Genomic DNA, 12,263 nt, shown 5'->3' with positions numbered 1-12,263 from the left:
GCGCTGGTCACAGATTTAGTAGATAAACCAGTCCAGGTCTGCCCCTCAATGCTTGAAGTCTTCACCACTCGACAGACTTTGTTGATGATCTGGTCGAGATACGCGCAGGGAGTCGCCCGCTCCAGGCTCAATGCGGTGGACTTGAATCTGATGCAGTCGCGGCCCTTCCGCAGAGACGACCGTCAGTTCATAGTTGCCATACTGCAAAGCCTCGCCAGAACTGGGAATGCGCTGCCACTGGTAGAACAAAAAGCCGCCCAGCGTCTGGTATTCATCGGTAAGCGGTAGATCCAACCGCAACTGCTCATTCACTTCTTCCAAATTCATCTGAGCCTGAACGAGAAAGGTGTTTTCGTCCAAAACCTGAATCGATCGCGTCTCTTCGCTTTCCGGTTCGGGTGAGTCTCCGATAATCTGCGTCACGATGTCCTGCAAACTGACCAGCCCCGCAGTGCCGCCAAACTCATCCACGACAATCACCATGTGCTGACGCGATCGCTGCATCAAAGACAGCAATTCTCCCAGAGGCGTGTACTCAGGAACAAATCGGGCTGGACTCACCCACGGTTTAATCGGACTTTCCAAATTTAGTGTGCCCTGAACGAGCGGCTCTGCCAGTTCTTTAAAGTGAACCATGCCGCAGATATCATCCAGCGATTCCCCGGTCACCGGATAGTGAGAATGCCCTGATTGAGCCACTTCTTCAAGCAAATTTCGCACCGTTGCATCGATCGAGAGCGCAGTCATATTCGGTCGGCGTACCATCACCTCACTCGCCGGAACGTCGCCAAACTCAAACACATTACTCAACAGTTCTCGTTCTTCGGCCTCCAGTCCCGTCGATTCGCTGGAGGTGGCGATAATTAGCTGCAATTCTTCTGGGGTGACCTGGTTGTACCAGCCCTGCCCCGCGTACTGAATGCCCACCAGCCGCAGCAAGAGGCGCGTAGACTGATTGAGAACCCAGATAAAGGGATTAAAAAATCGAGCGATCGCCAAACTAAACGGCCCCAAAAATCGCGCAATCTCTTCGGAGTAGAGCATCGCCACCGACTTGGGGCACAATTCGCCCAAAACAATTTGCAGATAAGCAATCAACAGGAAGGCGATCGGAATCGCCAGCGAGTGAGACAGCGTTTGGACAGTAGAAGCCGACAGTGGCAACTGAGCAATCCAGGCTGCAACCAAGACGGCCATTGTGCTTTCCCCGATCCAGCCCAGCGCCAAACTCGACAGCGTGATTCCCAACTGAGTCGTCGAAAGTAGACGATCGATGCTCCGCTGCAAATCCTGAACCGTTCTCGCTTGAATATCTCCTGCGTCAACCAACTGATTGATCCGCGATCGCCGCACCGAGACGATCGAAAACTCTGCTGTTACAAAGAACGCATTAATCGTAATCAGCAGCAGCACCGACAAGAATTTTAGCAAGATATCTGTCCAGCTTGAGTTTTGCAGGACAACCGCAAAAGGGGCAATCATTTGCGAATCAAGAATAACAATTTAGAGAAGCAGATTAGGGAAGCAGATCTTAGAAAAGCAAACCAGGGAATTGGCTGATCATACTCCGCTCGTTTCTGAGTCTCCTCTTCCCCACGTTATTAATTAACGTCTATTCAATGTCGGCGTTGCTGAATCAGGGGATGAATTGCCCCGAAACGGCGGGAACCCCAAGGTTCAAAGTCCCCCATTTTTGGGGGATTTAGGGGGCGAAAAGATGGACACTTCCCACAGAGTCATCCCTCCAATCAGCAACGCCTAGATGTCTATTAGATGAGTCCCTGTGCCCCCAGCTTTATCGTAGGGTTGATTCATTCTGCTGAGAAAATAATGAAGGGCTGATTCTCCCGTTAGTTGCCGTAACCTGTTTAAAGGGAAGAATCAGGGTTCTAAATTTCTTTTTACCAGAATGAATCAACCCTACCAGCTTTATCGGACTGGAACATCTGACAATTTGAGTTGCAGCTTTTGGTCGGGGTAGTCCGTCAACTGCACTGAAAGCTTTTGAGCCTTGTCTAAAAGAGCCGTTGAGATGCTGAATGTCCCTGTAAATTTTTGGCTACCTACAGGCAAATCGGTCGGGAGACCCATCGTATCTGCGGTCAAAGCCCGGCCTTGCTCATCGGCGATATTGAGAAAGCTGTAGAGAAACTTGACGGGCTGAGTTCCTTCATTTTTGAGAGCAACATCGTAGACCACAAAATCCGCCTGCTGCCGGACAGCGGTTAGCTCGATCGTCACTCCCTTATCTCGACTCACAAACGGAAACTTGCCAGGAAGACTGGTCTGCTTATCTTCCGCCTTGGGCGAAGGACTGGGACTGGGAGGCATTGTCGATTTGGGAGTGCCGCCCTCGATGCGGTCTTTTACCTTTTTGAGAATGTCGTCTTCTTTGAGAATCACGAGGTCTTCCCCGCGCCCCGATGTGTTTTTTTTGTTGACCTTATTCGTCGGACGGGCATCGGGTTGAGTGATTCCTTTGAGAGCTTCTCGCCCGATCGCAAATCCCCAAGCGCCACTCACAATCCCTGCTCCAAACATAAACGTGAGCAAAATGAGCGTGAGGGCGACGGTCGGATTAATTCGCATTGCAGATTTGAGAGAGTGTTGTTTGAGAGCGTTGAGCCGTGAGACCCAAATGGCTGACCAATTGTATTCGCTAAGTTTACGTAGAGACGATCTCTTTAAAAAACATCACGGCGGCAATCGCTGCAAACCCATTTCTCAAGCTAAAATACGGCAGGGATTGCGATCGTGTCTTTCTACTAGCGCCGTTGACCGATTGGGGAGGTAGCGAACTCATAATTCGCCTTCAGGCTGGTTCGATTCCAGCACGGCGCATGACAAACCAAATACGACAAACCAAAGCTTTAGCACACAGACGTAATGGCTGCCAATTCGCTGAATTTGCAAAAAAACGTAATCTGTAGGGTGTATTGAGCCATGCGAAACGCACCACCAACCTAAAAACCACCAACCTAAAATTGATGCGTTTCGCTGCTCTTCGGGCTGATCTTCGGATGGATTGGACTTACCTTACAATCCTCAGCGCCCAGTCGCGCCTTCAAACACCAACTCACCGCCCACGACTCGATTGCTCACATTAGCGGTCGGCAGCGTCAAAATCGACGTGTTGTAAGGGTTAGGTAGGTCAGTCGTGCGAATGATAGGGTCGTTAGAAACCTGCTGGGTCAGCAAATCTCGGTATAGACGATGAATATGCTCGCCATTACGAGCGATCGCATTCTCAGGAAAGGCACCCGTCCCAATTAGAGTCTGAACTGAGAACTTGGGGCCGCGATAGTCAGAAACATTCACGTCAAACGCCCGATCGACTGCATCTGGCACCGCTTCTCTCGGTCTAAACACAGCGGGTCTGTCTTGTGCTTGTGCGGCGATCGCAAATAGGGTAGAAGCAGCCATTACCCCTGCACCAATCAAATTCTTTAACCTCACGCCCATAAGATTCAGTTCCTCCGTATTGCGCTCAATGTTAGCTTACGATTTGAGTCTAAGATCAGGGAAAAGTTTTGCGGTTTGAGATTTGAATTGAGGATCTTCTTCAACTTTAAAAATTCAAAACTCAAAACGTTCTCACCCCTTTCTTTTGACAGTTAATAACACTAGTCTGCCCTACCTATGAGCGATCGGACGCAAAATTTGATGGAATCTCAAACAAACTTTTCTTGGGCAACGGTTGAATTGACCGACTTACGAGAACGACTTTTGGATCTGTTCTGTGAGGTGGCTTATCGAGAAGGCGACTTTTTGCTCTCGTCTGGACAACGCAGCACCTATTACATCAACGGCAAACAGATTACGCTTCATCCCCAGGGCGGCTTGGCGACGGGACGGATTCTTTTACCTTTGATTCCTTCTGAAACGGTGGCTGTGGCGGGTCTGACGTTGGGGGCTGATCCGATCGTCACCGCGACCAGTGTGGTTGCAGCGTATGAAGGGCGATCGCTGGCGGCACTCATTGTCCGCAAAGAAGCCAAAGGACACGGCACCCAAGCCTATATCGAAGGCCCAGCCTTGCCCAAAAACAGTCCAGTCGTGGTGCTAGAAGACGTGGTGACGACGGGACAATCGGCGATGAAGGCGGTCGATCGCCTCCGGGACGCAGGCTATCAGGTTGAAGAAGTGATTTCGCTGGTCGATCGTCAGCAAGGAGGCGCAGAGTTTTATCAGCAGCAAGGCTTAAAATTCAAAGCAGTCTTCACGATTCAAGACCTTCAGCAGCACGTTCAAAAACTTCAGCAGAGTTAAAGGTGGGGAGCGATCGTAGAATTCAGGACTTTGGACTCTGGACTTTGAAAAGGATAATGTCAACGTCTCCGGTCTAACATCTTCGGTCTTCAGTCTAAGTACCCGGATTTCAACATCGCGCCGATTTGACCCTTGACTTCTCCATTAGCAAGATAGAATGAGTCCAGCAAAAGCTCTCAAAATTCATTAGTTTTAGACAAGCGAGGAGCGTCGCAGGGCATGGGAAGAGTCGTTGGAATAGACCTGGGAACTACGAACTCGGTGGTGGCAGTCATGGAGGGCGGCAAGCCAGTTGTCATCGCCAACGCCGAAGGAATGCGAACTACTCCCTCCGTTGTCGGAGTCAGCAAAGAAGGCGAACGTCTGGTCGGACAAATGGCCCGACGACAATCGGTGCTTGACCCACAGAATACATTTTTTGGCGTAAAGCGCTTTATCGGTCGAAAGTATTCAGAACTCAGTCCAGAGTCAAAACGGGTGCCCTACACCATCCGCAAAGACGAATCGAGCAACATCAAAATCAAGTGTCCTCGACTGGAGCGAGATTTTGCGCCCGAAGAAATTTCGGCCATGATTCTCAAAAAGCTGACCGATGAGGCCAGTCGCTATCTAGGAGAGTCGATTACTGGCGCAGTGATTACCGTTCCCGCTTATTTCAACGATTCTCAACGACAGGCAACTCGTGATGCTGGACGCATCGCTGGATTGGATGTCAAACGCATTCTCAATGAGCCGACGGCCGCATCTCTCGCCTATGGACTCGATCGCGGTCAAGCTGAAACAATCCTCGTTTTTGATCTCGGCGGTGGCACCTTTGATGTCTCAATCTTGGAAGTGGGCGATGGGGTCTTTGAAGTGAAAGCCACGAGCGGCGACACTCAACTAGGCGGCAATGACTTCGATAAGAAAATTGTGGACTTTCTGTCCGAGCAGTTTTTAGAAACTGAGAAAGTTGATTTGAGACGCGATCGCCAAGCCCTCCAACGACTGACTGAAGCGGCCGAAAAAGCCAAAATTGAGCTTTCTGGGGTCTCTGTCACCGAAATCAATTTGCCTTTTATCACTGCGACCGAAGATGGGCCCAAACATATCGAAACGCGGATGACCCGATCGCAGTTTGAAGGGCTGTGTGGCGATCTGCTGTCTCGACTGCGTGGGCCGCTCAAGCAAGCCTTTCGGGATGCGGGAATGACTCCGAATGATATTGACGACATCGTGCTGGTAGGCGGTTCGACGCGAATTCCGATGGTGCAACAGGTGGTGCGATCGCTGATCAATCGGGAAGCCAATCAAAACGTCAATCCGGATGAAGTGGTGGCTGTCGGAGCGGCGATTCAGGCGGGCATTTTGGCAGGTGAACTCAAAGATATTTTGCTGTTGGATGTCACACCGTTGTCCTTTGGGTTGGAGACGATCGGCGGCGTGATGAAAAAGCTGATTCCGCGCAATACGACCATTCCAACGCGGCGATCGGATATTTTCTCGACGGGCGAAGATAATCAGACGATGGTCGAGGTTCACGTTCTGCAAGGTGAGCGCGACATGGCATCGGGCAATAAGTCTCTGGGGCGCTTTAAGCTGATGGGCATTCCACCCGCACCACGGGGCATTCCTCAAGTGCAGGTTTCCTTTGACATCGACGCAAACGGCATTTTGCAAGTCACCGCAATGGATCGCACGACGGGACGCGAACAGAGCATCACCGTTCAGGGAGCCTCAACCTTGAGTGAGGACGAAGTGCGGCAGATGATGCGGAACGCCGAAGAATTTGCAGAAGTCGATCGCCTTCGTAAAGAAAAAGTCGAGAAACGCAATCGAGCGGAAGCGCTAACCTTTCAAGCAGAACGGCAGCTTAGAGAAGCCACACTGGACTTTGGAATGCAATTTGTTGGTTCCTATCGTTCTCGAATTGAGCCTCTCGTCCAGCGATTGAGAGAAGGATTGGCAAATAATGACGATCGCAGCGTAGATATTGCCGAAGCTGACCTCAAGGATGCTCTGTACGATTTAAATCGAGAAGTCTACCAACAGACTCAGGGCGACGAAGAAGGCGGATTCTTTGAATCGATCAAAAACTTCTTCTTAGACGACGAAGACGATTACGACTACTACGGTGCTCCTCGTGATCCCTACGACTATGGGGCCCGACGCGACGACTACTGGAACAACCAGCGAGGCGGCAGTCTAAACGGACGCGACAACTATGACTATGGATTTTCTCGCAACTACGATCCGCCCAAGCGAGACCCCTACGATCGCGACTACAACACCCCACCCAGACGCGACCCTTACGACGATCGAGATCCCTACGAGGCACCCAGACGCGACCCTTACGACGATCGCTCCCCCGAAGAACCGAGAAACCGCCCTTATGAAGCGCCCAGACGATCTGACTCTCAAGCGCCTCGACCCCTTGGGGGTAACTCGGAGAGATCGCCGCGCAGCGATGGATATGACGCGCCCAGACGAGACAGCCGCAACAACGACACCGCTAACGGAAACCGCGACTACAATCCTCCCAAACGTGAACCGCGCAGCGATCCCTACAACAGCCCTTACAGCGGCAACGATGCTGGCGGAACCCGTCGCCCCAACCGCAGTGATGTTCCTAAAAAGCGTCCTGCTCGACCCGACTACAATCAGGATAATTGGGATGACGAAGACGATTGGTTGTAAAGAGGAAAGCGGGATCAACGTGAAACGGCGACCGATTTCTTTTGGGTCAGCGATTTGATCTATTCTTTTACTTGTCTTTATCCCTCACCCGTCATCCTTTCACCGTTTCGCTATGCAGAATTTCCGCAATTATTATGAGATTTTGGGGGTTGCCAAAGATGCGTCGATCGAGGAGATCAAAAAGGCCTACCGTCGATTAGCGCGTCAATATCATCCTGATCTCAATCCGGGTAACAAAGCCGCTGAGGAGAAATTCAAGGATCTGAGCGAAGCGTATGAAGTGTTGGGAGACACAACCAAGCGATCGCAGTACGACCAGTTTGGCAATTTTTGGAAGCGACCAGGATTTCAAGGCGGTGCAAAAGGCGGCCGTCCCTGGGGAAAGGGAAATGATCCATCTGGGTCGGTGGATTTTGGTGAATACCGTAATTTTAATGACTTCGTGGATCAATTGCTCAATCGACGCACCACGACGACAACGCCTAGCCGACCTCCTCAACCCCCGCCTGCTGCCGATCCCTACCGTCCTGGCACGACAAAAACGAGCTATACCGTTTCTAGTACGCCGCCCCCTCGCTCCAATCGTCGAGATGCTGAAGCGCGATTGACCGTACCTTTAGAAAAAGCTTACTCCGGTGGACGAGAGCGCATTCGACTAGAGGACGGGCGATCGCTCGAAGTGAATATGCCCGCAGGGATGGTGACCGGGCAGCGAATTCGTCTCAAAGGTCAGGGCGTTGCGGGGGGCGATCTATACCTCAAAATCGAAGTCTCTCCCCATCCGTTTTTTAAGCTAGAAGGCTCCGATGTGGTGTGTCAATTGCCCATTACGCCCAGTGAAGCTGCCTTGGGAGGCGCGATCGAAGTTCCCACATTAGACGGGTTGGTGAAGATGACCATTCCGGGAGGGGTACGATCGGGGCAGCGTCTGAGATTGGCGAATAAGGGCTATCTGATCAGTGGGGATGACCGAGGCGATCAGATTGTCGAAATTCAAATTGTCGTCCCCAAAGAAATCAGTCTTGAAGAACGGGATCTTTACGAAAAGCTCCGACAGATAGAAAGCTTTGATCCCCGCACCGACCTCCCAATCTAAAGCGTCCTAATCTTCAGGCAGCACCCACTGGGGCGGAGCGCTCATTTTTTTGCGAATGGCTTCTTCAGCGATCGCCAGCATTTCGTCCAACGACTTTTCTTGAATGAATTTGGCAGCCTGATCTTTGTATTCTAAATTGGGGCATTTATCTCCTAAAACGCAGCCATTTACGCAGGCTTCTGCACAGTTGATCTCCATGTTCTCTCCTCTAGTTCTCAAAGCTTGACGATACAAACAAATCATCTCGTGGGATGCCTACAAAGGACTCTGCCCACTGATTTATCTTAAACTGTTCTCCTGATGGTGTTGACTGACCGATCGAAAGGGCAAAAAACTACAGCCAGATAGTTGACTTTTAGATTGATTTCTACTCTGAAGTTTGAGCCGCTAGTTTTTGTCTACTAATTTTGAAATATGAGCTTAAAACTGTTCTCCGCTGCGCTGATTGTGGCGGTTCCCACTCAGGTCGCGATTCCGCTTGAGCAACAGGTCAATGAAGTGGTGGCGCGTTTGGTCGGGGTCATGGACACGTCTGCTCAAGCGATCGCCAACCCAAAACTACCGGATGTGAGAATGACGACCTGCAAAATTTTTCTTCAGGGATCACCTCAGATCGACGGTGTTTATCTTTATCAAGAACAAGCCCTCTCTTCTGATTTGACGAAGCCCTATCGTCAGAGAATTCTACAAATTTCACCGACAATCTACAGTCATAGTGTGCGATCGCTGTCCTTTCGTCCTGTTAAACCCGAAGCGCTCGTTGGTTTGTGCAACCAGCCCGAAGCTTCTCGAATTGTGCCCTTGAGCGATCGTGGGGTTCCCGTCTGCGCTGTCTTTCTCAAACAGTCTGGCGACAACTACGTAGGCAGAACGCCGATCGATGGGTGTTCCGCTAACGTTGGAGGAGCCGTCCGCATTACCAACCAGATCACGCTTCACAAAACCGGAATGGACACCTGGGATCGCGGTTACGACGCTCAAGGCAAACAAGTCTGGGGCGCAAAAGCACAGTCCTACCAATTTCGCCGCAAAGACCTTTAAGCTTCATCCCTCTCGCGCAGCGGATTACCCCCAAAGGGGGAACAGATCATCGAAGTTCTCCCTCATCCCTCATCTAACTTCCTAACTTAAACGCTTCTAAAATAAAACTATAAGTCATGCCAATTTTGAGCGTGTTGATCATTTCAGCGGGGAGCGATCGCCGAAACCCCTCCCGATTGGTGTAGATGATGCGACTCGTCACTTCAAATAAAATCACCAAAAAGCTGGCCGCCACGACATCTAATTCGGCTCTTTGTCCGGCAGTGGTCGAGATGACGTTGCCCAAAAAAAAGCCAAACAGCAGACTGATCAACATCAGAGACACGCGCCGCCAGGGATTGCGAAACAATTGGCCGATCTGATCGGTCACAACTCCTACAAGACTGTTGAGACGAGTATTTTGCATGGTCGAGGGGAGAGATGAATCTTGCGTTTTGAATTCTAAATCAGGTTGTCTGCTTAGAATTCAACCTTCTCATACCATCCCTTAATTTATCGGAAAAACTATCGAAAAATTTCTCCCACGATCGTGCCACAGATTGTTATCACTAGAGTAGAAATGGGCGAGAACGAGAGTGCGGGGTGTGATGAAGATGAAAATAAAGCTGAACCCTGCGACCAGAGTAGCTTTAGCGACAGCGCTACTTTTATTGGGGCTATGGCTAGTGTTGAGACGCTTTCAGATTCAGGTTGAGGTGACATCCCCGGAGACAGTGCCCATCATTAAGACCGACGAGTCTCAAAACGAGATACAAAAAACGCCTCCGAAACCGGGAGCTTCTCCGATTCCCACGCTCAATCCTGCGATGGTGGCGGCTCGTCAAGGAGCGCTCAGAGTTAGCAATCGATCGGATCACCCCTTGCGAGTTGCGCTACTGTCAAAGAGCAAATCGTCAGCCCCCAAATCTAGCGAGGCCTCTGACTATCAACCGCCCGCCCACTGGGATTTTGCACCTAACGAAGGGAGCGGTAAGGGTTTAGTGGTTTCACTGCCCGATCGCTCAATTATTCTCAAAAAGGGCGATGTCGTCGTGGCTTTTGCTCAAGATGGCTCTCAGCGCTATTGGGGCCCATTTGTGGTAGGTGAGACAAATTCACCAATCTGGAATGGTCAGGAATGGGAGTTAATTTTGAAGCAGTAATGATGAGTCAGAAACTTTGCGTAAGTTAATCCTCAAGGAGCAGAACGGAGAAGCTATTATACTCGCGACGATTAAGAAATGGACTTTTAGTTCTTCTAACACTTCTAAGAAGAATCGTAGTGAAATTAAAATACCCCGCTCTCCGGAGAAAACGGGGTTTGTGCAGGCTCTAGTGCAGCGTCAACGATATTAGAGTTAGCGATCGCTGAAATCTTCATTCGATGAAACTTTACCAAGAGATATCTACCCTAATTTCTAGTTGTGACACTGCACTAGGTTGAATTAGCTTTGGGCGACAGGCTCCTTCGCCAAAAACTTCTCAAGCTCGGTCAGTGCATCAGCATCAACTTTGGTTTGCATCGGGCAGAATTTGGGGCCACACATCGAGCAAAACTCAGCCGTTTTATAAATGTCAGCAGGCAGCGTTTCGTCGTGGTATTCCTTCGCCCGATCGGGGTCAAGCGACAACTCAAACTGCTTATTCCAATCAAAGTTATAACGAGCGAGAGAAAGCTCATCATCTCTGTCTCGTGCCCCCGGACGATGCCGCGCAATATCTGCTGCATGGGCCGCAATCTTGTAGGCGATCAACCCATTGCGAACGTCTTCTGCGTCGGGTAAGCCCAAATGTTCTTTAGGCGTAACATAGCAGAGCATCGCAGTGCCATACCAGCCCGCCATTGCAGCCCCGATCGCCGATGTAATGTGGTCATATCCCGGTGCAATATCCGTCACCAACGGCCCCAACACATAGAACGGCGCTTCAGAACACTCTTCCATCTGTTTGCGAACGTTGAATTCGATTTGATCCATTGGCACATGTCCGGGGCCTTCGACCATCACCTGAATGTCATCTTCCCAGGCGCGGCGAGTCAGTTGTCCGAGGGTCTTCAATTCTGCCAACTGTGCGGCATCCGAAGCATCATGTTGACAGCCGGGACGCAGGGAATCGCCCAAACTAAACGACACGTCATACTTTTTGAAGATCTCAATAATGTCGCTGAAATGAGTGTAGAGCGGATTTTGTTTGTGGTGATGCAGCATCCAACGAGCCAGAATGCCGCCGCCACGAGAGACGATTCCAGTCAAACGATCGCGCACCAGGGGCAAATGTTCGATCAAAATTCCAGCGTGAATCGTTTGATAGTCCACTCCTTGCTGGGCGTGCTTTTCGATGATGTGCAAAAAGTCGTCAGCTGTCAGATTCTCAATGTTGCCGTGGACACTTTCTAACGCCTGATAAATGGGAACTGTCCCGATCGGAACGGTCGAAGCCTGGATGATCGTCGTCCGAATCTCATCTAGATTGCCGCCGCCCGTAGACAGATCCATGACGGTATCCGCCCCATATTTCACCGCGAGATGCAGCTTATCGACTTCTTCTTGCATGTTAGAAGAGTTGGGCGATGCGCCGATGTTGGCGTTGACTTTGCATCTAGAAGCAATCCCGATCGCCATCGGTTCTAAATTAGGGTGGTTGATGTTGGCAGGAATGATCATTCGTCCCCGGGCCACTTCTGCGCGAATTAGCTCGACGGGTAAATTTTCCCGCGTGGCCACGTACTGCATTTCTTCGGTCACAACCCCTTGGCGGGCATAGTACATCTGAGACACGTTGCTATGTCCGCTGCGTTTGGCGATCCAATCTGTCCGCATATTCGATTCCTCAGATAAACAGCTTCCCTTCGCTGGCATTACCCAGTCTCAGGTTCTAAGGGTTTGTTCTCAGCCCAAATGGGCACCCCTAGCTTGAGAGCTAATCGTACCACTCATCGCAAATTGGTGATAGAACGTTGCAAAAAGTTGATGGTTTGTTGTGGTTCTTATCGGATGTTTGAAAAGTCTTTGGCTGCAAGAATAGAGTCTCGGAGATCTCCCTTACTCTTCAATCATCCGCTTAGGATCGTGAATTACGTGAATTAAATAAGATCGCTTATTGCCAAGTTACTTCGCCCCCTAAATCCCCCAGAATGGGGGACTTTGAGAATCAAAGGCTCCGCCGCAAGCGGACGGAGTATGAACAGCCATTTTTTCTGAGC

General features: G+C 50.5%; 12 protein-coding genes, 1 tRNA gene and 1 riboswitch. Of the genes, 6 read left to right on the top strand and 7 right to left on the bottom strand.

What is annotated here, in order from left to right; all coding sequences use genetic code 11:
* Positions 1–45: 45 nt before the first annotated feature.
* The 3 genes from ACKFKH_RS19775 to ACKFKH_RS19765 all read right to left on the bottom strand — a co-directional run bounded on the left by ACKFKH_RS19775 (position 46) and on the right by ACKFKH_RS19765 (position 2,803).
* Positions 46–1,482 carry a hemolysin family protein gene (locus ACKFKH_RS19775; RefSeq protein ID WP_446860057.1) on the bottom strand — a complete coding sequence of 479 codons (1,437 nt, stop codon included), beginning with the start codon at positions 1,480–1,482 and terminating at the stop codon, positions 46–48.
* A 447-nt stretch (positions 1,483–1,929) separates the two neighbouring features.
* Complete coding sequence (locus tag ACKFKH_RS19770; protein ID WP_446860056.1) at positions 1,930–2,589, bottom strand: hypothetical protein; 660 nt, start codon at positions 2,587–2,589, stop codon at positions 1,930–1,932.
* 76 nt (positions 2,590–2,665) lie between these two features.
* Positions 2,666–2,803, bottom strand: coding sequence for a hypothetical protein (locus tag ACKFKH_RS19765; RefSeq protein WP_446860055.1), 138 nt, complete (start codon positions 2,801–2,803; stop codon positions 2,666–2,668).
* Here ACKFKH_RS19765 and ACKFKH_RS19760 point away from each other — a divergent pair.
* Positions 2,769–2,841: transfer RNA gene (locus ACKFKH_RS19760), tRNA-Ile, on the top strand. The two genes, ACKFKH_RS19765 and ACKFKH_RS19760, sit on opposite strands and share 35 nt — an antisense overlap.
* A gap of 204 nt (positions 2,842–3,045) precedes the next feature.
* Here ACKFKH_RS19760 and ACKFKH_RS19755 read toward each other — a convergent pair.
* On the bottom strand, positions 3,046–3,462 hold the full coding sequence (locus ACKFKH_RS19755) for a hypothetical protein (protein WP_446860054.1): 417 nt from the start codon (positions 3,460–3,462) through the stop codon (positions 3,046–3,048).
* A 201-nt stretch (positions 3,463–3,663) separates the two neighbouring features.
* On the opposite strand from ACKFKH_RS19755, the gene pyrE reads away from it, so the two are divergent.
* The 3 genes from pyrE (at position 3,664) to ACKFKH_RS19740 (ending at position 8,041) form a co-directional block, all read left to right on the top strand.
* Positions 3,664–4,269: an orotate phosphoribosyltransferase gene (gene pyrE / locus ACKFKH_RS19750; protein ID WP_446860053.1), complete on the top strand. Its 606-nt coding sequence runs from the start codon at positions 3,664–3,666 to the stop codon at positions 4,267–4,269.
* A gap of 219 nt (positions 4,270–4,488) precedes the next feature.
* Positions 4,489–6,945 carry a molecular chaperone DnaK gene (gene dnaK, locus ACKFKH_RS19745; protein WP_446860052.1) on the top strand — a complete coding sequence of 819 codons (2,457 nt, stop codon included), beginning with the start codon at positions 4,489–4,491 and terminating at the stop codon, positions 6,943–6,945.
* Between the two features lie 112 nt (positions 6,946–7,057).
* Positions 7,058–8,041, top strand: coding sequence for a DnaJ C-terminal domain-containing protein (locus tag ACKFKH_RS19740; RefSeq protein ID WP_446860051.1), 984 nt, complete (start codon positions 7,058–7,060; stop codon positions 8,039–8,041).
* Between the two features lie 6 nt (positions 8,042–8,047).
* Here the strand turns inward: ACKFKH_RS19740 and ACKFKH_RS19735 are convergent, their stop codons facing one another.
* Complete coding sequence (locus ACKFKH_RS19735; protein ID WP_446860050.1) at positions 8,048–8,239, bottom strand: hypothetical protein; 192 nt, start codon at positions 8,237–8,239, stop codon at positions 8,048–8,050.
* Between the two features lie 216 nt (positions 8,240–8,455).
* Between ACKFKH_RS19735 and ACKFKH_RS19730 the strand changes: the two genes are divergently transcribed.
* The gene (locus ACKFKH_RS19730; protein ID WP_446860049.1) at positions 8,456–9,082 is read left to right on the top strand and encodes a chromophore lyase CpcT/CpeT; all 627 of its coding nucleotides are present in this window, start codon (positions 8,456–8,458) and stop codon (positions 9,080–9,082) included.
* Between the two features lie 73 nt (positions 9,083–9,155).
* On the opposite strand, the gene ACKFKH_RS19725 is transcribed toward ACKFKH_RS19730, so the two are convergent.
* Positions 9,156–9,488, bottom strand: a complete 333-nt coding sequence (locus ACKFKH_RS19725) for a DUF565 domain-containing protein (protein WP_446860048.1) — start codon at positions 9,486–9,488, stop codon at positions 9,156–9,158.
* 187 nt (positions 9,489–9,675) lie between these two features.
* Between ACKFKH_RS19725 and ACKFKH_RS19720 the strand changes: the two genes are divergently transcribed.
* Positions 9,676–10,224: a hypothetical protein gene (locus ACKFKH_RS19720; protein WP_446860047.1), complete on the top strand. Its 549-nt coding sequence runs from the start codon at positions 9,676–9,678 to the stop codon at positions 10,222–10,224.
* A 282-nt stretch (positions 10,225–10,506) separates the two neighbouring features.
* Here the strand turns inward: ACKFKH_RS19720 and thiC are convergent, their stop codons facing one another.
* Positions 10,507–11,880 carry a phosphomethylpyrimidine synthase ThiC gene (gene thiC, locus ACKFKH_RS19715; RefSeq protein ID WP_446860046.1) on the bottom strand — a complete coding sequence of 458 codons (1,374 nt, stop codon included), beginning with the start codon at positions 11,878–11,880 and terminating at the stop codon, positions 10,507–10,509.
* Positions 11,881–11,887: 7 nt separating this feature from the next.
* Positions 11,888–11,980: riboswitch (TPP riboswitch) on the bottom strand.
* Positions 11,981–12,263: the final 283 nt, after the last annotated feature.

This window comes from Phormidesmis sp. 146-20 (assembly GCF_052939475.1).
This window is presented reverse-complemented; position numbering and strand designations above follow the sequence as displayed.

Bases quoted from the DNA above. Each gene is read 5' to 3' on its own strand.
- ACKFKH_RS19720 (WP_446860047.1), top strand. From the start codon at position 9,676: ATGAAAATAAAGCTGAACCCTGCGACCAGAGTAGCTTTAGCGACAGCG.
- ACKFKH_RS19740 (WP_446860051.1), top strand. From the start codon at position 7,058: ATGCAGAATTTCCGCAATTATTATGAGATTTTGGGGGTTGCCAAAGAT.
- ACKFKH_RS19735 (WP_446860050.1), bottom strand. From the start codon at position 8,239: ATGGAGATCAACTGTGCAGAAGCCTGCGTAAATGGCTGCGTTTTAGGA.
- ACKFKH_RS19775 (WP_446860057.1), bottom strand. From the start codon at position 1,482: ATGATTGCCCCTTTTGCGGTTGTCCTGCAAAACTCAAGCTGGACAGAT.
- pyrE (WP_446860053.1), top strand. From the start codon at position 3,664: ATGGAATCTCAAACAAACTTTTCTTGGGCAACGGTTGAATTGACCGAC.
- ACKFKH_RS19765 (WP_446860055.1), bottom strand. From the start codon at position 2,803: ATGAGTTCGCTACCTCCCCAATCGGTCAACGGCGCTAGTAGAAAGACA.
- dnaK (WP_446860052.1), top strand. From the start codon at position 4,489: ATGGGAAGAGTCGTTGGAATAGACCTGGGAACTACGAACTCGGTGGTG.
- ACKFKH_RS19725 (WP_446860048.1), bottom strand. From the start codon at position 9,488: ATGCAAAATACTCGTCTCAACAGTCTTGTAGGAGTTGTGACCGATCAG.
- ACKFKH_RS19770 (WP_446860056.1), bottom strand. From the start codon at position 2,589: ATGCGAATTAATCCGACCGTCGCCCTCACGCTCATTTTGCTCACGTTT.
- thiC (WP_446860046.1), bottom strand. From the start codon at position 11,880: ATGCGGACAGATTGGATCGCCAAACGCAGCGGACATAGCAACGTGTCT.
- ACKFKH_RS19730 (WP_446860049.1), top strand. From the start codon at position 8,456: ATGAGCTTAAAACTGTTCTCCGCTGCGCTGATTGTGGCGGTTCCCACT.
- ACKFKH_RS19755 (WP_446860054.1), bottom strand. From the start codon at position 3,462: ATGGGCGTGAGGTTAAAGAATTTGATTGGTGCAGGGGTAATGGCTGCT.